This is a genomic window from Tannockella kyphosi, from assembly GCF_021054785.1.
GTDB lineage: Bacteria > Bacillota_I > Bacilli_A > Erysipelotrichales > Coprobacillaceae > Tannockella > Tannockella kyphosi.
This window is the reverse complement of sequence record NZ_CP088239.1, coordinates 464,327-489,766: the sequence shown is the minus strand read 5'-3', so window position 1 is coordinate 489,766 and position 25,440 is coordinate 464,327. Positions and strand designations below refer to the sequence as shown.

Annotated in this window: 21 protein-coding genes and 3 rRNA genes; 4 read left to right on the top strand and 20 right to left on the bottom strand. The window is 33.0% G+C overall.

The features are described 5' to 3' along the window. Nucleotides 1-22: 22 nt before the first annotated feature. Nucleotides 23-352, bottom strand: a complete 330-nt coding sequence (locus LRR82_RS02590) for a type II toxin-antitoxin system PemK/MazF family toxin (RefSeq protein WP_249029942.1) — start codon at nucleotides 350-352, stop codon at nucleotides 23-25. Between the two features lie 85 nt (nucleotides 353-437). Here LRR82_RS02590 and LRR82_RS02585 point away from each other — a divergent pair, with 85 nt between their 5' ends. After that, a complete protein-coding gene (locus LRR82_RS02585; protein WP_249029941.1) occupies nucleotides 438-1,094 on the top strand; it encodes an HAD family hydrolase in 657 nt (218 codons plus the stop codon). On the opposite strand, the gene LRR82_RS02580 is transcribed toward LRR82_RS02585, so the two are convergent. From LRR82_RS02580 to LRR82_RS02525, 12 genes are all read right to left on the bottom strand, one after another. After that, the gene (locus LRR82_RS02580) at nucleotides 1,087-2,181 is read right to left on the bottom strand and encodes a CDP-glycerol glycerophosphotransferase family protein (RefSeq protein ID WP_249029940.1); all 1,095 of its coding nucleotides are present in this window, start codon (nucleotides 2,179-2,181) and stop codon (nucleotides 1,087-1,089) included. The two genes, LRR82_RS02585 and LRR82_RS02580, sit on opposite strands and share 8 nt — an antisense overlap. A 4-nt stretch (nucleotides 2,182-2,185) precedes the next feature. Then, nucleotides 2,186-3,592, bottom strand: a complete 1,407-nt coding sequence (locus LRR82_RS02575; RefSeq protein ID WP_318031843.1) for a CDP-glycerol glycerophosphotransferase family protein — start codon at nucleotides 3,590-3,592, stop codon at nucleotides 2,186-2,188. 641 nt (nucleotides 3,593-4,233) lie between these two features. Next, the gene (locus LRR82_RS02570; protein ID WP_249029939.1) at nucleotides 4,234-6,618 is read right to left on the bottom strand and encodes a glycosyltransferase; all 2,385 of its coding nucleotides are present in this window, start codon (nucleotides 6,616-6,618) and stop codon (nucleotides 4,234-4,236) included. Beyond that, nucleotides 6,619-7,008 carry a glycerol-3-phosphate cytidylyltransferase gene (gene tagD, locus LRR82_RS02565; protein WP_249029938.1) on the bottom strand — a complete coding sequence of 130 codons (390 nt, stop codon included), beginning with the start codon at nucleotides 7,006-7,008 and terminating at the stop codon, nucleotides 6,619-6,621. Between the two features lie 3 nt (nucleotides 7,009-7,011). Continuing rightward, nucleotides 7,012-7,812 carry an ABC transporter ATP-binding protein gene (locus tag LRR82_RS02560; RefSeq protein WP_249029937.1) on the bottom strand — a complete coding sequence of 267 codons (801 nt, stop codon included), beginning with the start codon at nucleotides 7,810-7,812 and terminating at the stop codon, nucleotides 7,012-7,014. Between the two features lie 12 nt (nucleotides 7,813-7,824). Next, nucleotides 7,825-8,631, bottom strand: a complete 807-nt coding sequence (locus tag LRR82_RS02555; RefSeq protein ID WP_249029936.1) for an ABC transporter permease — start codon at nucleotides 8,629-8,631, stop codon at nucleotides 7,825-7,827. A 159-nt stretch (nucleotides 8,632-8,790) separates the two neighbouring features. Continuing rightward, a complete protein-coding gene (gene pyrE / locus LRR82_RS02550; protein WP_249029935.1) occupies nucleotides 8,791-9,423 on the bottom strand; it encodes an orotate phosphoribosyltransferase in 633 nt (210 codons plus the stop codon). A gap of 1 nt (nucleotide 9,424) precedes the next feature. Continuing rightward, nucleotides 9,425-10,138, bottom strand: coding sequence for an orotidine-5'-phosphate decarboxylase (pyrF, locus tag LRR82_RS02545; protein WP_249029934.1), 714 nt, complete (start codon nucleotides 10,136-10,138; stop codon nucleotides 9,425-9,427). A gap of 89 nt (nucleotides 10,139-10,227) precedes the next feature. Further along, nucleotides 10,228-10,809 (bottom strand): rubrerythrin family protein, encoded by a 582-nt coding sequence (locus LRR82_RS02540; RefSeq protein WP_249029933.1) that lies wholly within the window; start codon nucleotides 10,807-10,809, stop codon nucleotides 10,228-10,230. Nucleotides 10,810-10,861: 52 nt separating this feature from the next. Next, entirely contained in the window at nucleotides 10,862-11,359 is a 498-nt protein-coding gene (locus tag LRR82_RS02535; RefSeq protein ID WP_249029932.1) for an AAA family ATPase, read from the bottom strand. Then, complete coding sequence (locus tag LRR82_RS02530; protein WP_249029931.1) at nucleotides 11,359-11,748, bottom strand: DUF3783 domain-containing protein; 390 nt, start codon at nucleotides 11,746-11,748, stop codon at nucleotides 11,359-11,361. Before LRR82_RS02530 ends, LRR82_RS02535 begins: the two co-directional genes overlap by 1 nt. Before the next feature lie 139 nt (nucleotides 11,749-11,887). After that, nucleotides 11,888-12,412: a hypothetical protein gene (locus LRR82_RS02525; RefSeq protein ID WP_249029930.1), complete on the bottom strand. Its 525-nt coding sequence runs from the start codon at nucleotides 12,410-12,412 to the stop codon at nucleotides 11,888-11,890. 81 nt (nucleotides 12,413-12,493) lie between these two features. Here LRR82_RS02525 and LRR82_RS02520 point away from each other — a divergent pair, with 81 nt between their 5' ends. Beyond that, nucleotides 12,494-12,904, top strand: a complete 411-nt coding sequence (locus LRR82_RS02520; RefSeq protein ID WP_249029929.1) for a peptide deformylase — start codon at nucleotides 12,494-12,496, stop codon at nucleotides 12,902-12,904. Nucleotides 12,905-12,929: 25 nt separating this feature from the next. Here LRR82_RS02520 and LRR82_RS02515 read toward each other — a convergent pair whose 3' ends face one another. From LRR82_RS02515 to LRR82_RS02505, 3 genes are all read right to left on the bottom strand, one after another. After that, nucleotides 12,930-13,610 (bottom strand): TIGR00266 family protein, encoded by a 681-nt coding sequence (locus tag LRR82_RS02515; RefSeq protein WP_249029928.1) that lies wholly within the window; start codon nucleotides 13,608-13,610, stop codon nucleotides 12,930-12,932. A 30-nt stretch (nucleotides 13,611-13,640) separates the two neighbouring features. Next, nucleotides 13,641-14,570, bottom strand: coding sequence for a homoserine O-succinyltransferase (locus LRR82_RS02510; RefSeq protein ID WP_249029927.1), 930 nt, complete (start codon nucleotides 14,568-14,570; stop codon nucleotides 13,641-13,643). A 70-nt stretch (nucleotides 14,571-14,640) separates the two neighbouring features. Further along, nucleotides 14,641-15,855 carry a deoxyguanosinetriphosphate triphosphohydrolase family protein gene (locus tag LRR82_RS02505; protein WP_249029926.1) on the bottom strand — a complete coding sequence of 405 codons (1,215 nt, stop codon included), beginning with the start codon at nucleotides 15,853-15,855 and terminating at the stop codon, nucleotides 14,641-14,643. Nucleotides 15,856-16,159: 304 nt separating this feature from the next. Here LRR82_RS02505 and LRR82_RS02500 point away from each other — a divergent pair, with 304 nt between their 5' ends. Then, nucleotides 16,160-17,344, top strand: a complete 1,185-nt coding sequence (locus LRR82_RS02500; protein ID WP_249028707.1) for an IS110 family RNA-guided transposase — start codon at nucleotides 16,160-16,162, stop codon at nucleotides 17,342-17,344. A 254-nt stretch (nucleotides 17,345-17,598) separates the two neighbouring features. On the opposite strand, the gene nagB is transcribed toward LRR82_RS02500, so the two are convergent. Further along, complete coding sequence (nagB, locus tag LRR82_RS02495) at nucleotides 17,599-18,333, bottom strand: glucosamine-6-phosphate deaminase (protein ID WP_249029925.1); 735 nt, start codon at nucleotides 18,331-18,333, stop codon at nucleotides 17,599-17,601. A 250-nt stretch (nucleotides 18,334-18,583) separates the two neighbouring features. Between nagB and ptsP the strand changes: the two genes are divergently transcribed. Continuing rightward, entirely contained in the window at nucleotides 18,584-20,296 is a 1,713-nt protein-coding gene (ptsP, locus tag LRR82_RS02490) for a phosphoenolpyruvate--protein phosphotransferase (RefSeq protein ID WP_249029924.1), read from the top strand. Between the two features lie 115 nt (nucleotides 20,297-20,411). On the opposite strand, the gene rrf is transcribed toward ptsP, so the two are convergent. The 3 genes from rrf to LRR82_RS02475 form a co-directional block, all read right to left on the bottom strand. Further along, nucleotides 20,412-20,520: ribosomal RNA gene (rrf, locus tag LRR82_RS02485) — 5S ribosomal RNA — on the bottom strand. A gap of 91 nt (nucleotides 20,521-20,611) precedes the next feature. Continuing rightward, nucleotides 20,612-23,516 (bottom strand): 23S ribosomal RNA (locus LRR82_RS02480). 321 nt (nucleotides 23,517-23,837) lie between these two features. Beyond that, nucleotides 23,838-25,362: ribosomal RNA gene (locus LRR82_RS02475) — 16S ribosomal RNA — on the bottom strand. The 16S, 23S and 5S rRNA genes sit together here, the layout of an rRNA operon. Nucleotides 25,363-25,440 lie beyond the last annotated feature (78 nt).

The following is a 25,440-nucleotide window of genomic DNA, read 5'->3' as shown; positions in this document are numbered from 1 at the left end:
ATAAAATAGTTTACTATGCTACTCAAATATCAAGACTGGTTTTTATTGCTTGATCTATTTTTGTTTGTAGTTCTTTTGATACTTCTCCTATTTTTTGACACATACGTAATTTATCAATAGTTCGGATTTGTTCTAATAGAATGATTGATTTCTTTTCTAAGTATTCGCTATGGATAACAACATGGGTTGGTAAAGGGTGTTTATTTGGTGCAGATGATATTGGTGCGATAATTAATGTAGTAGAATATTTATTTCCTTTATTGTTTTGAATAATAACAACAGGACGATATCCTCCTTGTTCACTGCCTACCACTGGTGATAGATTCGCATAATATATATCCCCTCTTTGCATTTTCTTCACCTCAGTGAATTATATGTTAAAGGAATATTTTTATTCTATGACATTTATGATATAGTTAAATAACGGAGGATTTAATATGATAAAAGCGGTTATATTTGATATGGATGGTTTAATGATTAATAGTGAATTAGTAACAATGGAAGGTTATCAACATGTTTTAGAAGGTTATAATAAAACAATGGAAGAAGAATTTTATAAGACTTTCTTAGGAAAGCCTGTTTCTTTTGCCAGAAGTCAGATGAAGACTTTACATGGAGAAGATTTTCCTTTTGAGGATGTCTTAAAAGAAGTTCATCTATATATGGCAAATAGCTTTGAAACAAAAGGAGTTCCTCTTAAACCAGGTTTAATAGAATTATTACAATACTTAAAAGATGAAAATATAAAAACTATAGTTGCTACTTCTAGCCACCGTTCTAGAGTAGATACAATCTTACAACTAGCAAACTTAGAAACATATTTTAATGACTCAATATGTGGTGATGAAGTAGAAAGAGGGAAACCTTTTCCAGACACATTCCTAAATGCCTGTAAAAAGCTTTATGTGAAGCCAAATGAAGCTTTGGTATTAGAAGATTCAAATGCAGGTATTGAAGCAGGATATGCTGCTAAAATTAGAACTATTTGTGTACCAGATATGGTTTATCCAGATAAAGAACATCAAGAGATGACATTTGCCATTGTTGATACATTAAAAGATGTAATTGATATAGTAAAAAAAGAGGCTAGTTAGCTTCTTTCATTAGTTCGTCAATCCACTTGGTAATACGAATTGTATTTAATTGATCACAGTATTGAAAATACAGATGACTAAATTCATCTGTTTTTTTATTATTCTCATTTAATATACAATAAACTAAATTATCTCTTGTTCTACATATAGCACCAGGCATCGTACTGTAGTCAACAAACTGACCAACAGTTTGTTGATATTCTTTTAGGTCTGGTACATAGAAAATCATTTTCTTTTGTAAGATAGAATAATCAAATATGATGGAAGAATAATCAGAAATAAGCATATCACTTATCATAAATAACTCATATAATTCTTCTTTCGTTACATCAATGATATTAGGATTATCAAATGTATCATTATCTACAATTAAAGGGTGATATTTATATAAGATAACATAATCATCTCCTAATTGATTAATAATTTCTTCATAATCAAAATCTAGTTTTCTAAAACCTTTATAAATATTTCCTCTAAATGTAGGAGCATATAAAATCACTTTCTTATTTATAATTTGAGAGTATTTTTTGGTTAAGCTATGAATAGCTTGTTGTTTGAATTCTACATCATAGAGATGGTCTATTCTTGGTAATCCTATCACTTTTACTTGATCTTCTCTTACACCAAATGCTTCACTATAAGGCTTTATCCAATAGGGACTACAAGCTAATACATAATCATAGTTTTGAATACGATAGTTTCTTTCTAAACAATTACCAAACTTTTTAATGGCCCCAGCAGCATGCCATACTTGAATAACAGTTACACCTTCTCTTTTAAAGTTACTTATTACATAATTATTATCACTAATTAAGACTACCTTAGATGTATTAATATAATATAGTTGAATAAAAGTATTTAACATATATTTAAAGTTGTTTATTAGTGTTTTCTTTTTATAAGCGATTAATACTTTCTTTATATCATAAGCCGAACCTAGTTGATCATGAATTTGTTTTAGATCAGATTCCAGCTCTGTTGATTCGAGAGAAACAAAAGTAATACGATTCTTATGAATAGGAAAGAAAAGTACTATTCTATTTAATAAACTTAAAATACAAAATAATATCTTTTCATTTCTCTTCATATCTTTATTTCCCTTCCATTAAAATATCAATTACTCTTTTAGATGCATTACCATCTTCACAGTTATTAAAACGTTTATTAAACTCTTCTAAACGATTATAATCATATTTTTCATCTCGAATATCTTTTAACATTTTTATTTCTGATTCAAAAATATCTCCTGGTAAATCTTTATATATATCAATATAGAATCCTCTTAGTTCACTACGGTATGATTCTAAATCATACATATAGAAATAAATAGGTCTTTCAAGTATTGCATAATCAAAGAATACACTTGAATAGTCAGTTATTAAAATATCACTAACAATATATAGTCTACTAATATCTTCAGTTGCATCAATAGAATAAACAAATCCTTGATATGCATTTACATCAAAATCACTAATAATTAAATAATGTGGTTTAAAGATAACTACATATTCATCTCCTAGTATTTCTTGCCACTTAGAAAAATCAACTTCTAATTTAAAAGTATATCCTTTTAAATTATAACTATTATCTCTCCAGGTTGGTGCATATAGAACCACTTTTTTACCTTTGGGAATTCCATACTTATCTTTTAATTGATCTAATTCTTCTTCTTTGTAATTTGATAAGCAGTCATTACGAGGATAACCAGTTTCAATTAATCTTTCTCTATTAATTGCAAATGCGCTTTGAAACACTTCAGTGGTAAAAGCACTTGGAGAAATCATAAAGTTATATTTTGAAACATCATTATCGTATGTTGCTGCCATCTCTTTAAAAGATATCTCAGAACGATAAAAAGTAGTATCTTCAGGTACTATAATATCGTGTGCCAATCTTTTTAAAGGAGTGCCATGCCAAGTTTGTAGATATACTTGATTTTTAGATTTATATACATAAGCCGGTAATTTACAATTACTAATCCAATATTTGCTTCTTGCAAGATAATACAAGTATTTTAATCCTGCATATTCTATTTGTTTTGCATTGGGTATATCTAGATTTTTCTTTTTACATCCCTTTATTGCCCATACAAATTTAAAATCGTTGAATTCAGAGTTTTCTAACATATATTCGTGTAAAGCCTTAGGATTATCTGAATATCCTCTACCATGAAAGGAAATAAATAAAATGGTTTTTTTATCTTTAATAATTAACCCATTAAAAAAAGGATATAGTCTTCGTAAAATCTTTAACATAGCGTTTTTAAAATGGATTAAAAGTTTTTTTCTATATGCAATAACTGAGACTGTTAATCGTCTTATAAATTTATCAAGTAAACTGTTTTTTTCAGGTATCTCACTTTTTTTAGAATCATAAGAATCGTCTCTTACTGGATACGTTTTTCCTAATCCGCATTTTAAAATTCCTGATTGATTGGACAAATTATATGCATAAATCGACAACCCATAAGTCATAACTTCTAAACAATCTCCTATCATATGTGTACCACGCTCAATAATAAGTCTAACATTGCGCCTTTTCGTGATTCTTTGATCATGTTTTTTTACAAGACAGATATCTCGGATACTATATTCTGGAAATTCTCCTTCGTAGCTTTTAATTAATATAGGTGATTGGTTAAAAGATGTATTTTGAAAAATTTCAGAATATATTAACTCAGTCTTCTCCGCATCGTTTTTACAAAAAACTTTTCTGGATTTTTTTATATTTTCAGTGTCAAACAAGATTAATTCCTCCAACTTTTTAAAGATATCAACTGTTAAGATATAGTAATATTTCCCGTTTTAAACATACTAATAAAATTAGGAAGCACCTCTCGTTGCGAAGAACTGCTTACATTTTATAGAGTACAATCTAATTTTCACTATTTACGTTACTATAAATTAAGATTATGTAACCCTGATAATTTTTTCTACTTCGGTTTAAATTGCGTACGACTATACTACAAATATGCAAAATAATATTCTTTTATAGAAATTTAAAAAGCCCAAAATAAAGATTCAATTATCAGAGCGAAAGATAAGAATGAAATATTCTCCCCTAAAAAATAAAATAATTTATTTTTCATGTTTTTCTAATATACCGACTTTTTTAACCAAACTTCATGATGTTTTTATTCCTACAACAACATGTCTTCAAATTGTTTCACAGAAGTCTTATTCATTAACTCATAATCAACCCCTAGTGGTTTTATCTCTCCTAACATCATTTTCTTCATACCCAAAACAATTCCCTCTAGCGACTCTTCTACAAGTAAACCACCATGTTTTTCCATAAATAATTTAGGTCCTAATATATCAGTAGACATGACGGGTAATCCCAATATGTCTGCTTCTGCTAATACCAACCCAAATCCCTCATGTAGTGATGAAAGAACAAAATAATCACATTTTTTTAACAATGGGAAAGGATTAGACATGGATTTGATAATAATAATATTATCTTTACAGTTTTTCCCTACAGCATATTCTAATGTCTCGTTATAAAGTACTCCATGACCACCCAAAATAATGAGATATGGTTTATTTTCTTCTTCACTATAAACTTTTTCAAAAGCATCAATTAATCTAAAATGGCCTTTTTCTGGAGAAAATCTACCTATATTAATAAAAACTCTACTTTCGCTTTTAAGAATTTTTTCTAATTCTTCTATTTCTAAAGTAGAAATAGTATCTTCATCATAAGAAAATTGCTTCGTAGACATTTCGATAATCTTATTGTAATCAATAATATTATTTGCCACAAAAAATTTACTCTCATTGTTGCAAAACTCCAGTGTAGGTTCTCTCATATCTTCTGTTACAAGCGCAATTTTATCGTACGAATTATATGCATATCTTAACATGTTCGGCTTTTGAGCACCCCTTACATTAATTTCGGAAACCATATTATTATGCACATAAATAATTTTATTGCACATAAATCTACCAAACAACATTTGTTTTTTCATTTCATAACCACTGTATTGAACAACATTGCTAAATTTTATATTTCCAAAAGTTCTCTTTATTTCATATTGATAAATCCTATCCAGAATTTTTCTATCATAGTCTACATTAAATTTGATTTTCTTGGTTAGAACAATCAGAAATTTATCACAAACTCCCGCATTCATTTTTTCAACAGTCGGTATATAACAAACCCCTTTAGGTAAATTTAGTAAAATATCTTTGTGTTTTACTACCGCCTTAGCAGCAAAAGTTAAATAATAATTATATTTATTTACATCTATTTCATTTAACAAGTTAAACAGTGCTGTTGTGATACCGTTTTTTGCAAGACCACCACTATATATCAGCACATTCTGTTTTCCATTATTAGGAATAGGTAATTCCACTTTCATTTTTTTGCCAAGGATTATTCTTTCTAGTAATGTGCTAGAAGCCTCCTTATTTTCATATGATGCAAATGTTTTTAAAAATTCAGATTCATCATATCCCTTAGGTTCATTTATCGCATCTATTAATTCTGGTACTGTTTTTAGTACTGGGAAAGGCAACTCATCTAATTGGATATATAATCCGCGATCCGTTAAATATTCAGACTCATCATAGGCAAAAAGCAAGATTTTTCTTTTTGTAATGGCAAAATCGAAAAAAACACTTGAATAGTCAGTAATTAATTGATCACATACATTTAATACATCATATGTCTCATACTCTTTAGGGAACGGTATTATATTTTTAAACATTTCAAAATTTAAAGCATCGCCAATAAATGGATGTAAATTAACCAATAAAACTTGATTTTCTGTTAAACTTTTGTCTAACTCGAGTAAATAATGACTAATATGTATAATCTGAATACTTCTATCTACTTTTCCTACTGATCCTCGCCACGTAGGCATATATCCTATTACTTCTTTTCCTGAAAGTTGTAACGTTTCAACAATTTCAGGGTTAACATCATTTAAAAAAGCTTCATTCCGAGGATACCCACCTAATAAACACACACCTTCTGCAATATTATTTAACATATAGTCTTCTATCATATGTTTCATCATGTATTCACTTGGGTATAATAAAAAATCAGCTATAAAAAAACTTTTTTGTACATTTCCGAGAGTATGCATTCCAGAATAATCTTTTTTTCCTAAAGTTTTCAAAGGTGTTCCATGCCATACATTAAGAATTACTTGCCCTTCTTTTTTTATAAAAAAAGCCTCATGACTTGTATCAAGAATAATATATTTTGTTTGAGAAATAATTTTATAGTACTGTGCAGTGCCCATAATCAATAAATTCGTAGAAAGATTATACTGATTTAATAAAATTCGAAACTTGTCTGCGTTATTTTTAGTCACACTTACATAAATTTTATAATCTGCGTACTCCTCATTACATAATAGTTCTTTTAAAATATAAAATATATTCCCGTGTAAATTTGCACCCTTTTGTGATTCCAAAACAATCATATGATCATCTATCACAGTATTTTCAATGTGTTTTAGATATTTAGATTTATTCAGATAGTTTTTAGAAAAATGTCTCTTTTTCAATTTCATTTACTTGTCTCCTAAGTCTTTTTTTATTTTTGTGGTAGATACCCCTTCCGTTCTAGGTAAGTATACAACATCACAAAACTCGTTCAGAAAATCAAATTTTCCTATCCAATCATCCCCCATGACAAAAATATCAATATCGTGTTTTATAACATCTTCTTTTTTTTGTTCCCAAGTATACTCTAAAATTACTTCATCAACATATTTGATAGCTTCCAATATTGCCACACGATCTTCTTCACTATAATAAGCTTTTTTACCTTTCAATGCATTAAAACTATCACTACTAACAGCCACAACCAAATAATCCCCCAATTCTTTAGCTCGCCTAAGAATATTTAAATGACCTTTGTGAAACAAATCAAAAGTGCCATATGTTATTACTTTTTTCATCTATTACTTCCTCCAAAATTTCTTTTTTTCTTCAGCTATAACTCGACTATCAAACTTATCGTTACTAAGTTTACTCTTTTCTTTAGGACTGAGTGCATTGTATGCAGTAACATAATCCGAATAATGTTCGCATACCTCATTGATTGGACCATATTCCTTTAATTTCCCTGCTTCTATCCAAACTGCTGTTTCACAAAACTCTTTTACCTGAGGTAGGGAATGAGAAATAAAAACAATTGTTTTTCCCTCTTTTTTTAGTTCTTTCATTTTGTTTAAACATTTCGTAGCAAATGTCTTATCTCCAACCGAAAGCGCCTCATCAACTATCATGATATCAGGATTTAACGCTAAGTTAATGGAAAATCCCAAACGAGATTTCATTCCACTAGAATATTTCTTTACCGGTTGATATAAAAAATCTCCCAATTCAGCAAATTCAATAACAGTTTCAGTTATTTGGTCAATTCTTTTTTTGCTTAACCCTAATAAAGCTCCTTTTAGTTCAATGTTTTCTAAACCTGTCAACTGTTGATTTAAACCGACATTTATGGCAATTAGTGCTTGTTCTCCATTAACAGCAATCATCCCCTGATCTACTTCGGATATACCAGCTAATATCACGGACAATGTTGACTTACCAGAACCGTTTGTTCCAAGTACACCAACTACCTCTCCTTTAGGAATCTGTAGATTTATGTTCTTAAGCGCATAAAAACGCTTCCCTTTTTTATTCTTTTTTTCTTTGGCTTTTAATGTGTAAATTTTTGATACATTTCTCAGCTCTATAGCATATTCTTGTTTCATTTGTTCCTCCATTTATATCATGTCAATAAATTTGAATTTAAATTTGTACATCATATAGCTTCCTACTGTCATTAGCATTGCTGTAACAAGCCAAAACACAATCATTTCTTTCCAGTAAAATAAGAACCCATTATGATAGAAGAAACAATCCCTATACCCTTGAACTATGTAATAAATGGGATTTGCTTTCATTATGTATTTAATAACAGTTGGCATTCCTGAAGGTAGTTCCCATAAAATAGGAGTTAAATACAATAAAAGACGCATACATGCTAAAATTAATTTTCTAGTATCTCGTGCCAACATATTTAAAACAGATGTTGTCATAGAGAGTGCAATTGCAAAAACAATAGCACAAAAAACATAATATATTAGTCCAAGCCAGTGAACAGTAGGATAGTATCCCCCTGCTAAAAATGTAATAAGTAAAATTATCATAATACAGAAATGATCAAATAATTTTTTCATAACAACAGTAGCAGGTAAAATGCTGACTGGAAATTTCATTTTTGTAATAACATTCACCTTAGAATATATTGCATTGCATCCATCAGTAATGCACGGTGAAATAAAAAACCATACTACCATACCACCAAGCATCCAATATATGTACGGTATATCTCCTACTTGACCCCTACTTAAAATATATCCGAATACAAACCAGTAAGTAAGCACTTGAATAAAAGGGTTGGCAAAATTCCAAAAAAGACCAAGTTTTGAATCTCTCATATCCCCTATAATCTCATATCTAGAAATAGAATATATTCTATATATATTACTAACATTCTCTTTAAAAACGTATTTTAGACTTTTAAACATACAGTCTCCTCCATTGTTTCTTATGTGATATTATAAGCTTAAAATGTAATAAATGTCAACTTTTATCATCCTAAGCTATCCGTCAAAACTGATATCCTACTTACTTATAAAACTCGTTCCATATAATACTAAAGCAAGAAACAAAAATAGTGCTATGCACTATTTTTCCATCCAACTAGGATCACTTGGGTTTTGTTTCCAAGATTTTAATTTATTCATATCTTCTTCTTTGATATAGTCTAAGTCTTTTGCTACATCAATTAGTGTTTCATAGTCTGTTAAAGTTGCATATGCACAGTTTGCATTTTCAAAGTTTGTAGTAGCTTTTGTTAAACCATAAGTAAAGATAGCAACTAAACCTACCACTTCGCATCCTGCTTCTCTTAATACTTCTACACATTCAATAGAACTTCCACCAGTAGATAGTAAATCTTCGATTACTACTACTTTCATTCCTGGTTCTACTTTTCCTTCGATTTGGTTATTACGGCCATGGCTTTTTGCACCACCACGTACATATCCCATTGGTAATTCTAGGATATCAGCAATTAAAGCTGCATGAGCAATACCAGCAGTAGCTGTACCCATTAAGCATTCTGCTTCTGGGAATTTTTCTTTTATTAAATCTGCTAATCCTTGTTCTACATCTTTACGAACATTAGGATAAGATAATGTTAATCTATTATCGCAGTAGATTGGTGATTTAATTCCACTTGCCCATGTAAAAGGATCATTTGGTCTTAAGAATACTGCTTGAATATCTAATAAATGTTTTGCTATTGTTTTTTTCATGTTAGTTTTCTCCTTGAAAATCTTGATATACTTTTTTATATGTAGCTAATGGATCACTAGCTCCTGTAATTGTTCTACCAACTACAATATAACTTGATGTCATTTCTCTAGCCATAGCAGGTGTAGTTACTCTTTTTTGATCATTTACACTATCACTAGCTAACCGAATACCAGGTGTAACAGTTAAGAATTCTGATCCTAAATTATCATGAATTAATTTTGATTCTAATGGGGAACATACTATCCCATCTAATCCAGCATCACGAGCATTTGTAGCCCATTGTAATACAACTTGGTCTAATGGCTTTTGAATTAATAATTCTTGTTCTAATACATCTTGATCTAATGAAGTCAAACATGTTACCGCTATACATAAAGGTCTTTTATTTCCAACTTTTCCTTCATTTAATCCTTCCATAGCTGCTTTCATCATTGCGATACTTCCAGAGGCATGAACATTTACCATGTCTACATCTAGTTTTGCTAATTGTTTCATCGCACTTTTTACAGTATTAGGAATATCATGTAGTTTTAAATCTAAGAAAATTTGGTGTCCCATTTCCTTAATCATTTTAATCATTTCAATACCTTCACCATAGAAAAGTTCCATCCCAACTTTCACATACAAAGATTCTCCTTCAAACTTATTCAAGAATGTTTCTACTTCTTGTTTTGTTTGAAAGTCTAAAGCAATACAAATTCTACTATCACTCATATAATACCTCCATTTATTCTCTCCACATTATAACAAAAAAATCAAATAGTAACAGTACTAAATGAAAAAAAGATAAACAATTTGTTTATCTAATCTTGATAATAAGGTGCTTGTTCTACTCTAATATAATATCCTTGTGGATGATGACACGCTGGACATACTTCTGGAGCTTTAGGCCCATCATAAATAAATCCACAATGTAGACACATCCATACTTGTCCAGGAGCACCTTGAAATAATGATCCTTTTGTATATAAATCATGAAACTTCTTAAAACGATGATAATGAAAATCTTCAATTTCACTAATCATTTCAAAAGATGCAGCCACTTCTAAGTATCCTTCTTTTCTAGCTTCTTCACTAAATTGATGATAAATACTTGTAGATTCTTCTTTTTCATGTTCCATTGCTTGATTTAATAAATAAGCAATATCATTTTGTATATTTACTGGATAATTAGCTTCTATTGAAATATTTTCTTCTTTAAAAATATTTTTTAGATGATCATAAAATATAATAGCATGATGTTTTTCTTGTTTTGCAGTAAAACAAAACATGTCTGCTAATACATATAACTTCTGTTTTTTAGCAACCTTTGCTGCCATTTCATAACGTGCTCTTGCCTGACATTCACTAACATAAGCTCTCATTAAGTTTTTCTTTGTATTCATACAGTTCCTCCTAGATAAAAGAATTATGCACAATAAAAGTGGCTTTAAACATCTAAGCCACTCTTTCTTTAATTTCTTCTACTATTTCTTCTATTAATTTATTATCTGTATAAATTTTAATAGATTCTAATTTTAAATAAGAATCATATTTTAATAAACTTCTTTCTAAGTTATTTTTTTGTCTTTTATTACATTGAATATCTTTTTCTATGCGTTTAGCAAGTGTTTCTTTAGAACATAGAAGAGTTATTTTAATTAATTCAAAATCACCTGTTAATCTAGATATAATTGTCTCATATATTTCTTCTCGATCAATTACCCAACTAAATATAATTTGTTCAAATTGTTTTGAGTCAATAGCATTTTGTAGTTGTGATACAATATTGTTAACAACCATTTTCTTTGTTTCTTTATTTACTACAAAAGGGTTCATTACCCAACACCAGTCCCCATCTAACCAAAGAGATTTATCTAATTTGGTATATAGTTGTTTACTAACTGTTGTTTTACCAACACCCATTACTCCATTAATAAATACTAATTTAACCATTATGCTCCTTGTTTTATTCTAGACATAGTCTCATATTCTTCTTTAATTGCTTCATATAGCTTATGGAAAGTCCATTCTATATTTGTTGGAGTTACAATTGCTTTTAGTGGAATAAAAGGTATATGAGCGTTTTTAAAGACTTCTAGTACAAGTTCTAATTGTTCATCTGCTAGTTCATAGAAAACAATCATTTCTTCTTCTACTATTTCTTTATCTACTCTTTTACTACTAGGTTCAAATCCTGGTTCTTTTAATAAATAACCTATTTGTTGTAATACTGCCTCTTTATTAACATGTACTACATCTATTTGGAATTGAGTTAAAATTGTTTCAATTGCCTTACCATGAGCACTATCTTTTAAGTTTAATAATAATACTGTTTCTTTCATGATTTCATCTCCTTGTTATCAATACAGTAGCATACTTTTTCTAAAAAAACAATTAGTTTGCTATTAGGTTTTTAAACATAAAAATCAACTATTCATATTCTATTCTATTATTCATTGTTTTTCTTATTTTCTTTTATTTTTAAATAAAATTATAATTTTTTACATCCATAATTATTAGTTCTTTACTATTAGAAGTATAACTTTGATATGTTATATGACTATTCGTATCATTACTAACTAATCGTGATGCAAAAATATAATCATCAACTTGATACGATGTTTCTAATTGTTCTAACCATAGCAATAATTCATCATGTTGATAATGAAGTATCATTAATAACATTTTTATTTTATCTTTATCTTTTTTAAATCTTTTGTTTATATCTTTTAATTCTTTAAAAGTTACATATTTTTGTAAGACTTCTAATTCTTTATTATTACCTTTTACTGTTTCAATAAATTCTTGTTCCTGTTCCCCTTTTAAAACTACTATCTGATTAGGATATTTTTCATATAATCCTTTGATCGTATAAATATTTTCAAATAAATCTAAGTGTTCTCCTAAAAAAATAACTTTATTATTTTCTAGTAACAACTCATTTATTTTATCTACCAATTCATTTATTTTATCCGATAATTGAAACACCACATATATATTATTCACCCTATCACCTCATTACCATTATACTCTACTATATATTGCATGCAAGATAAGTATATGCTATCCTGTAAAAAAGGAGTTAATATGATAAAACAAATAATAAAAGATCTAGATTTTCTAAAGATAACTAGCGTTCTTGCAACAATCGAAGATAAACAAATTGCGATAGATTTAGTGGAGACACTAAATCATCATCAAGATAAATGTTTAGGTTTAGCTGCTAATATGATCGGTACTCATAAAAATATTCTTGCTTTCTATCATAATAATAAAATTATGGTAATGTATAATCCGGTTATAATAAAGAAAGAAAATAGCTACAATGCAACAGAAAGTTGTTTATCACTAGAAGGACAAAGAGATACTAAACGTTATCAAAAAATTAAAGTAAGTTATTACAATGAAGACTTTCAAAAAAGAATAATGACTTTTCATGGTTTATCAGCCCAAATTATTCAACATGAAATGGATCATTTCCAAGGTATTATAATATAAAAAATCACGACACTGTCGTGATTTTTTATTTTGTTGGTCTTGGTAAAAATGGAATAATCGTTCCCGCTAAACTAGATACTGGCATCGTTTGTACTGTTACTCGCCCTGGTCCAGTTATCACTGTATTGAAAATACCTTCTCCTCCAAATAACATATTTTTAACTCCTGGTACTGTTACAACATCCATTGTACAAGTTTCATCCATAACTACTACATATCCTGTATCCACAATTAATTTTTGACCTGCTATTAAATCATAGTCAATCGCATAACCATCAATTTCTATTAAGGCAGTTCCATTTCCGGAAATCTTTTGCATAATGATACCTTCTCCACCAAACAAACTAGCACCTAGTTTCTTTTTATAGTGGATTGATAATTCAACAGTTGCTTCTGCTGCTAAAAATCCACCTTTTTGAACAATGATAGATTTATTAGGAGTAATCTCATAAGGACGTATGCATCCTGGTAAACAGGATGCTAATGCGATTTCTTGATTAGGTCCTTGTGCTGTATAACGGTTTAAAAATAAACTTTCTCCAGAAAAGGCTCTTCCTAACATTTTTCCAACACCACCACCTTTTGTTTCCATTTGAATATTGTCACTCATCCAACTCATTGCACCACTTTCTGTGACTATTGTTTCTCCTTGTGATAATGAAACGATTGCTACAGGCATTGGTTCTCCCACTACTTTAAATTGCATATTTAATCCCCTTTCCTTTTCTCTATTAGATTATCTATTTTCTAATTCATCAAGATTAAATGGTGTATCTTGATATACATAATAATTTAACCAATTAGCAAACAATAAATAAGCATGACTTTTCCATCTCACTAGTATTTCCTTACTCGCATCATCATCCATATAATAATTTTTAGGCATAGTAGCATCACTAGAAATAGCTAGATCACGCAAATATTCTTTATGAATCGTATCATTATCATATTCAGGATGTCCTGTTACAAAAAACTTAGAACCATCTTTGGCAGCAATTAAATATGGTCCTGTTTCCTTAGAACTAGCTAAAACTTCCAAGTCATCACATTTTTCAAGTGATTTTTCATCAATTGAAGTATGTCTTGATTGTGGTGCATAAAACTGATAATCAAATCCTCTTAATATCTTTCTTGTCATTTTATCACTAGTTGTATGATGCAAATACACACCAGTTAGCTTTTCATCTAAAAGATGTTTATTAATCCCATAGTAGTGATATAGTGCAGCTTGGCTACCCCAACATATAAAAAATGAACTAAATACATGTTTTTTAGACCACTCTAAGATTTCTTGTAATTCTTTAAAATAATCTACATCTTCAAATTCTAATTTTTCTACTGGTGCTCCAGTAATAATCATTCCATCATAACGATTTTCTTTAACTTCTTGAAAAGTATGATAAAAAGAATCTAAATGTTTAAATGATGTGTTTTTTGATTCATGACTTTCCATATGAACCCAATCAACTGTCATTTGTAAAGGACTATTCGATAGCATACGTAGTAATTGTGTTTCTGTAATTATTTTAGTAGGCATGATATTTATAATTAATAGCTGCAAAGGACGGATGTTTTGTGTTGCTGCTCTAATTTCATCCATGAAGAAAATATTTTCATCTTCTAATACTTCTCTTGCAGGTAGATCGTTTGATATTTTAATTGGCATATTTTTGTCTCCCTAATATTCTTATTAGAAAATATTTTATCATAAAACAGGTTTCTTTTTAATACTATTTTTAAAATTCTAACAGTTCTTGAAAGATAGAAATAATATAAACATCACTCATACCAGAAATAAAGTCTAAAATACATTGTACTGTACTTTGAGTATTTGAGAAATTATATAGTATTTTATTTTGATAACATATTGGTTTTTCAACATTACCATATTTAATTACCCAATGAAGATAACTTGACATTAGTTTTGGATAATTAGTTTCTAATGACTTTAATGATTTCATAAAGTCATCATCTTGATGACATTTATATAACAAATCAAAAATAGAATTTAATATTAAAGATACATATTGTTTATGAACCTTTACTCTATCAATTAAATAAATATTTTGATAATTATACTTCATCAGTAGCTTCATTACTGTATGTGCTTCTTTTGATAAAGTAATCCCTGTTTCTAGACTACTGTTTTTACAAACATCTAATATAAAATAATTTACTACTGTTCCATTATTAATAGCGTCAAAAGGTTTTTCACAAATAAGATTAATTTCATTCTTAACTATATCTACAGATTCTTGATTAATAATATTCAATCGTAAAGCATCTTCGATATCACGTGCTAAATAAGCTATTTTATCGCTCATCTTAACAACACATCCCTCCCATGTATATGGGGCATATTGACCAGGTTTTGTGTAATCATCTAGGCAAATAACTTCATTACGGCGCATTATGTTCCTTTGGTTTACTTCACCACAATGACTAATAATTCCATCACGTACTGCATATGTTAAATTTAAGTTTTGTCGTATGTGATTATCATCCTCAAGAGTTTCAATAGAATCTATAAAGTGTAAACTATTTCTTTCATGAAAGAATATATTTTGTTGATGTTTACTTCCTATTTCTTTAATAATAGACTCTCCTCCATGACCAAAAGGTGCATGACCTAAATCATGTCCGATTGCAATACATTTCGTTAACTCTTCATTTAACCCTAAAAACTTACTGATTGTATAACTAATTGATTCTACTAAATTAACATGTTCACTACGAGTACAAACATGATCATTTTCTGGTGCAAAAAATACTTGTGTCTTATGTTTTAAACGTCGATATCCTTGGCTAAATAAAATACGAGTATAATCTCTCCCAAACTCGCCTCTTATATCATTTTCTCTTTGATACAAAGGAAAACTTCTTGTTATTGCTATTTCATAATTTGGATGAAGTTCATTCATTGCTTCTTTTTCAAATTTATTTTTTATCATTTCTATCACCTGGTATATTATAAATGACTCATTTAACAGTCGTTATAGATATACCATTTTCCTTTCTATCAACCTTATTTATACGTGGTTGATTACGTTTAGGTAAGAGTATAAAATATGAATATGTGTTTGTGGATTTAAAATTTCACCTGTGGCTTTGACTACTTTAGAGAGGGTTCTACCACACCTTATTCCAAAATAACAATTAGTTAGATGAGTCTCGAATTCGTATATTGAACCAGGTTTTATGGTTTAAGTGTCGTGGTTACACAATCGCATAAAAAAGAAAGAAGGTACAACTACTATGAAAATCATTGGCATCGACATTGGCAAACTAAGTCATGTTTTTTCTGTTATGAACAAAGAAGATGGAGAAATCTTAGTTAACGCATCAAAGATTTCAAACAACAAAGAAGGGTTTGATTATCTTATAAAGACATTAAATAAATATCCAAAAGATCAAATCCTTATTGGTATGGAAGATACCGGTCATTATCACTTTGCATTGCTCAAGTATTTACTCGTTAAGAAGTACACTGTTGCACTAATTAATCCAACAACTACTGATTTATCACGCAGACTCCATGGTGGTATTACAAAAACAGATGCACTTGATACGATAACAATTTGTGATATCTTATCTTCATCAAATCGTAATAAAGCCTATCGTATTTCAAAAGAAAACTCATTTGAGTTTTATGAACAAAAGCAATTAACAAGGCATCATCATAATTTAAAAGAAGAATTAAACGTCTACACAAATCGTCTTCAAAAGTGTATTGATATTGTTTTCCCTGAATATAACAGCCTTTTTAAGTCAAAATACGGAAATGTATATATGCGTTTATTAAAAACATTTCAAAGCGCTAGTAAAATATCAAAAGCTGATATACGCCTAATTCGTAAATGCTTTGATATTAAGGGAAGAGGATTAAGGATTTCATTAACTCCTGAAGAAGTGAAAGAAGTAGCCAAACATTCCATTGGTATGTCATCGATTGCAGAAGAAATTCAAATCAAACATTTAATTGATCAAATTGAATTACTTAAGGCACAACTTGATGAAATAGACAAAAAAATAGAAGAGTTTTCCATTGAAAACAACTCTCCTATACTATCCATACCAGGAATTTCTCACTTCTCTGGTACGTCTATTTTAACAGAATTAGGAAATATAAACAACTACTCTAAATCTTCTAAAATAATTAAATTTGCAGGAGTTGCTCCATATCATTATGAATCAAGCCAGTACACAGCCAAACACAGCGCAATAACAAAGAAAGGTTCTAAGTACTTAAGAAAAACCTTATATCAAATTATCTTGCCTGTAATCAATCATAACCCCGTGTTTAAAGCCTACTATCAAGAAAAGCTAGCACAAGGGAAAGGACATCGTTGTGCCCAAGGTCACTGCATCCGAAAATTACTTCGAGTTATATATCATTTATTAAAAACAAATCAAACATTTGATCCATCATTATTACGATAAGTATATGTGAAATGTTTCACACAACTTTCTTTATAAGAAGGTGTTTTCATTGTGCCAAAAAACAAGCACATATTCATATTTTCAAAGATCTCTTTACTCTTTAACTAACATTTATCAAATAACTATAATTTTCAAACTTTTTCATAAAGCTACTTGACTTTTATATAGTTAGCTCTCTATTAGTATAAAGGATTTCTATTTTTAAGCAACTTTTAAACAACAAAAAACACCATATAAATGGTGTTTAAGTTATTTTATTTTTTAGTTAATTTACTAGCTGCTGCTTTATCAATAATGATAGTTACATCTGGGTGATTTTGTAATACAGAAGCTGGTACATCAACAGAAACTTCACCTTCTACTAAAACACGAATAGGTTCTGCTTTGTTTTCTCCAAAAGCCATTAATAAAACTTTTTTTGAATCCATAATATTTTTAATTCCCATTGTTACTGCATGAGTAGGTACTTCATCAATATTACCATCAAAGAATAAACGAGCGTTATCTTGTCTAGTTCCTTCTTCTAATTCAATACAATGAGTTACTTGAGTAAAAGGAGTTCCTGGTTCATTAAATCCAATATGACCATTTGATCCAATTCCTAATAATTGTAAATCTACTCCTTCAGTTGCTAACATAGCATTATATGCATCACAATTTTCTTGAATATCCCCTTGTCCAGCAGGTACATGAATATTTTCTGGTAAGATATCAACATGATTGAATAGGTTTTCCATCATGAAATAACGATAACTTTGTGGATGAGTTCCTTCTAATCCAAAGTATTCATCTAAATTGAATGATTTGATGTCTTTATAAGAAGTCCCGTTTTCTTTAAAATCAGCTACCATGTATTCATATAGTTTTAAAGGTGTTGACCCTGTTGCTAAACCTAAATGACTACTTGGATTTTCTTTAATTTGTTCTAATAAAATTTTTGAAGCTTCTAAGCTTGCTGCTTCATAACTGTCTGCAATAATTAATTTCATTGTTTCGTCCTCCGTTTTGCTTACTCATATATAATACTATTAAATATTACAAACTGCAAATATTATAAGATTTTTTTCAAAAAATGTAAGCATTCCCTTATTCTTTATTAAATTCGAAATGAAAGCATTTTCGAATTCAAATAAACAAGCTAGAAAAAGCTAAATTTAAATATGTTTTTTTATTCACATTAACCAATTTTTTCTTTCTTTTTTTTAACAAATATTGTAAAATATCCGTGGAGGTGTTTGTATGAAAAAAGGAATCGCCGCATCAAGCGGTATAGCTATTGCAAAGGTATATAAATTAGATATGCCAGATTTAACTATTACAAAAACTACAGTAAGTGATGTGACTGCAGAAATTGCCCGTTACAGTGTAGCAGTAGAAGAGGTTGCTAAAGATCTTGTGACAATCAAAGAAGTTGCAATGAAAAACTTATCTGAAGAAGAAGCAGCAATTTTCGATGCTCATGCGCTAGTTTTAAGTGATCCTGAACTAAAAAGTCAAGTTGAAGGAAAAATAACTGGTGAAAACATCAATGCTGATGCAGCTTTAAAAGAAGTATCAGATATGTTTATTGGTATGTTTGAATCTATGGATGATGAATATTTCAAAGAAAGAGCAGCAGATATTCGTGATGTATCTACTAGATTAATTGCAAAATTATTAGGTAAAGATTTACCGAATCCTTCATTAATTAATGAAGAAGTAGTTGTTATTGCTGATGATTTAACACCATCAGATACTGCTCAATTAAATAAAAACTTAGTTCGTGGTTTTGCTACTAACATTGGTGGAAGAACTTCCCATTCAGCTATTTTAGCTAGAAGTATGGAAATTCCAGCAGTTGTTGCAATGAACACAATTACAGAATCTGTAAATAACGATGATATGGTTATCTTAGATGGTAGTGAGGGGATCGTTATTGTAAATCCTTCAAAAGAACAAATTGAAGAATATACAGAAAAAAGAAATGCATTTATTGCTTATAAAGAAGAATTGAAAAAATTAAAAGATGAAGAATCTGTAACTCTAGATGGTCATCATGTAGAATTAGTTGCAAATATTGGTTCTCCAAAAGATTTAGAAGCTGTTATTGAAAATGGTGGAGAAGGTGTTGGTTTATATAGAACAGAATTCTTATATATGGAATCAGCTCAATTACCAACTGAAGAAGAACAATTTGTTGCTTATAAAGCTGTATTAGAAGGATTAACTGGTAAACCTGTTGTTGTTCGTACATTAGATATTGGTGGAGATAAAGAGCTAGATGCTATTGATTTACCAAAAGAAATGAATCCATTCTTAGGGGTACGTGCAATTCGTTTATGTTTCCAAGAAGATGAAATCTTTAGAACACAACTTAGAGCATTACTTAGAGCTTCTGTTTATGGAGATTTAAGAATTATGTTCCCTATGATTGCTACATTAGGTGAATTTAGAAAAGCTAAAGGAATCTTAATGGAAGAAAAAGAAAAATTAGTTGCTGAAGGTATTGAAGTTTCAGATACTTTCCAAGTAGGTATTATGATTGAAATTCCTGCTGCTGCTGTTTTAGCAGATCAATTTGCTAAAGAAGTTGATTTCTTCTCTATTGGAACAAATGACTTAATTCAATATACATTTGCTGCTGACAGAATGTCAACATCAATTTCTTATTTATATCAACCATTCAACCCATCAATTTTACGTTTAGTTAAAAATGTAGTTGATGCAGCACACGCTGAAGGTAAATGGGCTGGTATGTGTGGAGAAATGGCTGGTGAAGCTATTGCTGCTCCATTATTAATTGGTTTAGGACTAGATGAATTCTCAATGTCTGCTACTTCTATTTTATCTCAAAGAAAATTAATTAGAAGTATGAATAAATCAGAAATGAATGAATTAGCTGCTAAAGCATTAGAATGTGGTACTATGGAAGAAGTAGTAGCATTAGTTGAAGCAGCAGTTGAAATAAAATAAATACATAAAAGCAAGTGTTTACTTGCTTTTTTTTGTGTCCATTTGTTGTTGAAGTTACTGTTATACTTTCGATAATTTTGGATAAAAAAAAGACATCCAAATGGATGTCGGATGAAACTGGCAGTTTGCTATTGTTGCACCTTAGTACTATCGTCGCCGTTATGATGCTTAACTTCTGTGTTCGGGATGGGAACAGGTGTGTCCATCATGCCATCACTACCAGATTCTTCTTGAGTGAAATCACTCAAAACTAGATAACAATTGCTTTTTAAATTCGATTCTTTCTTTGTTTTTATCTTCAAGCGTTTAACCGTTTAGGTTAAGTCCTCGACCTATTAGTATCAGTCCGCTGAACATGTCACCATGCTTACACTCCTGACCTATCAACCTTATCGTCTTTAAGGGGTCTTACTTGCTAACGCAATGGGAAGTCTCATCTTGAAGTTGGTTTCACACTTAGATGCCTTCAGCGTTTATCCATTCCACTCTTAGCTACCCAGCTATGCCACTGGCGTGACAACTGGTGCACCATTGGAGTGTCCATCCCGGTCCTCTCGTACTAAGGACAGATCTTCTCAAACTTCCTGCGCCCACGACAGATAGGGACCGAACTGTCTCACGACGTTCTGAACCCAGCTCGCGTACCGCTTTAATGGGCGAACAGCCCAACCCTTGGAACCTACTTCAGCTCCAGGATGCGATGAGCCGACATCGAGGTGCCAAACCTCCCCGTCGATGTGAACTCTTGGGGGAGATCAGCCTGTTATCCCCAGGGTAGCTTTTATCCGTTGAGCGACGGCCCTTCCATTCGGTACCGCCGGATCACTAAGCCCGACTTTCGTCCCTGCTCGACTTGTAGGTCTCGCAGTCAAACACCCTTATGCCTTTGCACTCTACGCTTGATTTCCATCCAAGCTGAGGGTATCTTTGGGCGCCTCCGTTACTCTTTAGGAGGCGACCGCCCCAGTCAAACTGCCCACCTGACACTGTCCCGTACCCAGTTTATGGGTCCCGGTTAGAACTTCAATACAAGAAGGGTAGTATCCCAACGTCGACTCCTCGAACACTGGCGTGCTCGTCTCATTGTCTCCTACCTATCCTGTACATCTTGCATCAAAGTCCAATATCAAGCTACAGTAAAGCTCCATGGGGTCTTTCCGTCTAGTCGCGGGTAACCTGCATCTTCACAGGTACTAAGATTTCACCGAGTCTACAGCTGAGACAGCGCCCAAATCGTTACGCCTTTCGTGCGGGTCAGAACTTACCTGACAAGGAATTTCGCTACCTTAGGACCGTTATAGTTACGGCCGCCGTTTACTGGGGCTTCAGTTCAAAGCTTCGCTTGCGCTAACTCATCCCCTTAACCTTCCAGCACCGGGCAGGCGTCACCCCCTATACTTCGTCTTTCGACTTAGCAGAGAGCTGTGTTTTTGGTAAACAGTCGCTTGGGCCGTTTTACTGCGGCTCATATTTCTATGAGCACTCCTTCTCCCGAAGTTACGGAGTCATTTTGCAGAGTTCCTTAGCTATAGTTCTCTCGCTCACCTTAGGATTCTCTCCTCACCCATGTGTGTCCATTTTCGGTACGGGCCGATTCTTGATTAACACTAGAAGCTTTTCTTGGAAGCTTGCGTCATGGATTTCTGTACTTGCCGTAGCTTTCCATATATATCACGCCTTCGCCTTAACATACGGATTTGCCTGTATGTCAGCTACCTCGCTTATCCCCACTATTCCAGCAGTGGGTACCATTAGCCTTCTCCGTCACTCCATCATTCAAGAACCGGGTACAGGAATATCTACCTGTTGTCCATCGACTACGCCTTTCGGCCTCGCCTTAGGTCCCGACTTACCCAGAGCGGACGAACCTTCCTCTGGAAACCTTGGGTTTTCGGTGCGTGGGATTCTCACCCACGTTTCGCTACTCACACCGGCATTCTCACTTCCATGCGCTCCAACAGTCCTTCCGGTCTATCTTCACTGCACATGGAACGCTCCCCTACCATTATTTCTAATCCATAGCTTCGGTAATACGCTTAGCCCCGGTAAATTATCGGCGCAGAGTCATTCGACTAGTGAGCTGTTACGCACTCTTTAAAGGATGGCTGCTTCTGAGCCAACCTCCTAGTTGTCTGGACATCTCCACATCCTTTTCCACTTAGCGTATATTTTGGGACCTTAGCTGATGGTCTGGGCTGTTTCCCTCTTGACAATGGACCTTATCACCCACTGTCTGACTGCCGAGTATATCTGTGTGACATTCGGAGTTTGATTATGTTCAGTACCCCGGGATGGGGCCATCACATATTCAGTGCTCTACCTTCACATGACTTTACCTCGACGCTAGCCCTAAAGCTATTTCGGGGAGAACCAGCTATCTCCGAGTTCGATTGGAATTTCACCCCTAGCCACAACTCATCCGCCAACGTTTCAACGGGGGTCGGTTCGGTCCTCCATCGGGTTTTACCCCAACTTCAACCTGGTCATGGCTAGATCACTCGGTTTCGGGTCTACGACATACAACTACTCGCCCTATTAAGACTCGCTTTCGCTTCGGCTCCGTATATCCTACTTAACCTCGCTGCATATCGTAACTCGCCGGTTCATTCTACAAAAGGCACGCTATCACCCATTAACGGGCTCTAACTTCTTGTAAGCATATGGTTTCAGGTTCTATTTCACTCCCCTCCCGGGGTTCTTTTCACCTTTCCCTCACGGTACTGGTTCACTATCGGTCACAAAGTAGTATTTAGCCTTACCAGATGGTCCTGGTAGATTCCGACAAGATTTCTCGTGTCCCGCCGTACTCAGGTGCTCTATCACGTTTCGTCACAATTTCGAATACGGGGCTATCACCCTGTCTCGCCGAGCTTCCCATCTCGTTCTTCTATCATGTCTTCTTTCCGCTTTATCTAGAGTCCTACAACCCCGATCTATGATCGGTTTGGGCTCTTCCCCGTTCGCTCGCCGCTACTTAGGGAATCATTACTTTATTTTCTACTCCTAAAGGTACTTAGATGTTTCAGTTCCCTTCGTCTTGCCTCTCCTATGCTATGTATTTACATAGGGATAACTACCTATTACAGTAGCTGGGTTCCCCCATTCGGATATCAACGGGTCGTTGCTTGCTTACCGCTCGCCGTTGCGTTTCGCCGTTTGCTGCGTCCTTCTTCGCCTCTTTGTGCCTAGGCATTCGCCATACGCTCTTTTTAACTTTACCTATTGGTGTGTTGTACTTTCGTACACTTTTTTTGTTTTTTGTTTGCTTGAGTTACTATTTTTTTTGACTATTTATACGTTCGTATTTTTTGGTGTCTTTTTTAATAATAATCTTAGTTTTTCGACTTAAACTAGAAAGACCACAATTCTTAATTTATTAATTATTCTGGTTTTAATCTTTCGATCTCTTTTTCTAATCTATTTCGCAATTTGTTATCCAGTTTTCAATGATCTCTTGAGTGAGAGTTTCACTCAAAACTAAACAGAAATTTTTCGAATTCACAACTTTGGTTACTACCTTGTTTTTTGTTTTACTCCTTAGAAAGGAGGTGATCCATCCCCACGTTCCCGTAGGGATACCTTGTTACGACTTCACCCTAATCATCAATCCCACCTTAGACAGCTCCTTCCTTACGGTTAGGCCACCGGCTTCGGGTGTTACCAACTCTCATGGTGTGACGGGCGGTGTGTACAAGGCCTGAGAACGTATTCACCGCGACATTCTGATTCGCGATTACTAGCGATTCCAACTTCATGTAGTCGAGTTGCAGACTACAATCCGAACTGAGAATAGTTTTATGGGTTTTGCTCCACCTCGCGGTATCGCTTCCCTTTGCACTATCCATTGTAGCACGTGTGTAGCCCAGGTCATAAGGGGCATGATGATTTGACGTCATCCCCGCCTTCCTCCGGCTTATCACCGGCAGTCTCGTTAGAGTCCCCAACTTAATGATGGTAACTAACGACAAGGGTTGCGCTCGTTGCGGGACTTAACCCAACATCTCACGACACGAGCTGACGACAACCATGCACCACCTGTATCGCCTATAACTATCTCTCTATCTCTAGAGCCTTTAGACGTATGTCAAGACCTGGTAAGGTTCTTCGCGTTGCTTCGAATTAAACCACATGCTCCACCGCTTGTGCAGGCCCCCGTCAATTCCTTTGAGTTTCATTCTTGCGAACGTACTACTCAGGCGGAGTACTTATTGCGTTAACTGCAGCACTGAGGTTCGACCCCCAACACTTAGTACTCATCGTTTACGGCGTGGACTACTAGGGTATCTAATCCTATTTGCTCCCCACGCTTTCGGGACTGAGCGTCAGTTGCATCCCAGATCGTCGCCTTCGCCACTGGTGTTCCTCCATATATCTACGCATTTCACCGCTACACATGGAATTCCACGATCCTCTAATGCACTCTAGCTATTCGGTTTCCACGGCTTACTGAAGTTAAGCTTCAGTCTTTCACCGCAGACCCTAATTGCCGCCTGCTCCCTCTTTACGCCCAATAATTCCGGATAACGCTTGCCACCTACGTATTACCGCGGCTGCTGGCACGTAGTTAGCCGTGGCTTTCTCATAAAGTACCGTCACTTATATGGCATTCCCTCCATATATCATTCTTCCTTTATAACAGAAGTTTACAATCCGAAAACCTTCTTCCTTCACGCGGCGTTGCTCGGTCAGGGTTTCCCCCATTGCCGAAAATTCCCTACTGCTGCCTCCCGTAGGAGTCTGGGCCGTGTCTCAGTCCCAGTGTGGCCGGTCACCCTCTCAGGTCGGCTACGCATCGTCGCCTTGGTGAGCCGTTACCTCACCAACTAGCTAATGCGCCATAAGTCCATCTCTTCCCAAAGCCGTAGCTTCTTTAATGTAGTTACCATGTGGTCTCTACACCTATGCGGTATTAGCTATCGTTTCCAATAGTTATCCCCCAGGTAAAGGCAGGTTACTTATGTATTACTCACCCGTTCGCCACTCGACAGTAAACTGTCGCGTTCGACTTGCATGTATTAGGCACGCCGCCAGCGTTCATCCTGAGCCAGGATCAAACTCTCCATTGTTTATGTAAACAACTTCGTTGTTTTCTAGCTCTTTTGCTTTTGTTTTTTATCCTTTTGGATATTGACGTTGTGTTTTTA

Excerpts from the sequence above, each read along its gene's own strand:
- LRR82_RS02590 (WP_249029942.1), bottom strand. The coding sequence starts at position 352 with ATGCAAAGAGGGGATATATATTATGCGAATCTATCACCAGTGGTAGGC.
- LRR82_RS02585 (WP_249029941.1), top strand. The coding sequence starts at position 438 with ATGATAAAAGCGGTTATATTTGATATGGATGGTTTAATGATTAATAGT.
- LRR82_RS02580 (WP_249029940.1), bottom strand. The coding sequence starts at position 2,181 with ATGAAGAGAAATGAAAAGATATTATTTTGTATTTTAAGTTTATTAAAT.
- LRR82_RS02575 (WP_318031843.1), bottom strand. The coding sequence starts at position 3,592 with ATGATAGGAGATTGTTTAGAAGTTATGACTTATGGGTTGTCGATTTAT.
- LRR82_RS02570 (WP_249029939.1), bottom strand. The coding sequence starts at position 6,618 with ATGAAATTGAAAAAGAGACATTTTTCTAAAAACTATCTGAATAAATCT.
- tagD (WP_249029938.1), bottom strand. The coding sequence starts at position 7,008 with ATGAAAAAAGTAATAACATATGGCACTTTTGATTTGTTTCACAAAGGT.
- LRR82_RS02560 (WP_249029937.1), bottom strand. The coding sequence starts at position 7,812 with ATGAAACAAGAATATGCTATAGAGCTGAGAAATGTATCAAAAATTTAC.
- LRR82_RS02555 (WP_249029936.1), bottom strand. The coding sequence starts at position 8,631 with ATGTTTAAAAGTCTAAAATACGTTTTTAAAGAGAATGTTAGTAATATA.
- pyrE (WP_249029935.1), bottom strand. The coding sequence starts at position 9,423 with ATGAAAAAAACAATAGCAAAACATTTATTAGATATTCAAGCAGTATTC.
- pyrF (WP_249029934.1), bottom strand. The coding sequence starts at position 10,138 with ATGAGTGATAGTAGAATTTGTATTGCTTTAGACTTTCAAACAAAACAA.
- LRR82_RS02540 (WP_249029933.1), bottom strand. The coding sequence starts at position 10,809 with ATGAATACAAAGAAAAACTTAATGAGAGCTTATGTTAGTGAATGTCAG.
- LRR82_RS02535 (WP_249029932.1), bottom strand. The coding sequence starts at position 11,359 with ATGGTTAAATTAGTATTTATTAATGGAGTAATGGGTGTTGGTAAAACA.
- LRR82_RS02530 (WP_249029931.1), bottom strand. The coding sequence starts at position 11,748 with ATGAAAGAAACAGTATTATTATTAAACTTAAAAGATAGTGCTCATGGT.
- LRR82_RS02520 (WP_249029929.1), top strand. The coding sequence starts at position 12,494 with ATGATAAAACAAATAATAAAAGATCTAGATTTTCTAAAGATAACTAGC.
- LRR82_RS02515 (WP_249029928.1), bottom strand. The coding sequence starts at position 13,610 with ATGCAATTTAAAGTAGTGGGAGAACCAATGCCTGTAGCAATCGTTTCA.
- LRR82_RS02510 (WP_249029927.1), bottom strand. The coding sequence starts at position 14,570 with ATGCCAATTAAAATATCAAACGATCTACCTGCAAGAGAAGTATTAGAA.
- LRR82_RS02505 (WP_249029926.1), bottom strand. The coding sequence starts at position 15,855 with ATGATAAAAAATAAATTTGAAAAAGAAGCAATGAATGAACTTCATCCA.
- LRR82_RS02500 (WP_249028707.1), top strand. The coding sequence starts at position 16,160 with ATGAAAATCATTGGCATCGACATTGGCAAACTAAGTCATGTTTTTTCT.
- nagB (WP_249029925.1), bottom strand. The coding sequence starts at position 18,333 with ATGAAATTAATTATTGCAGACAGTTATGAAGCAGCAAGCTTAGAAGCT.
- ptsP (WP_249029924.1), top strand. The coding sequence starts at position 18,584 with ATGAAAAAAGGAATCGCCGCATCAAGCGGTATAGCTATTGCAAAGGTA.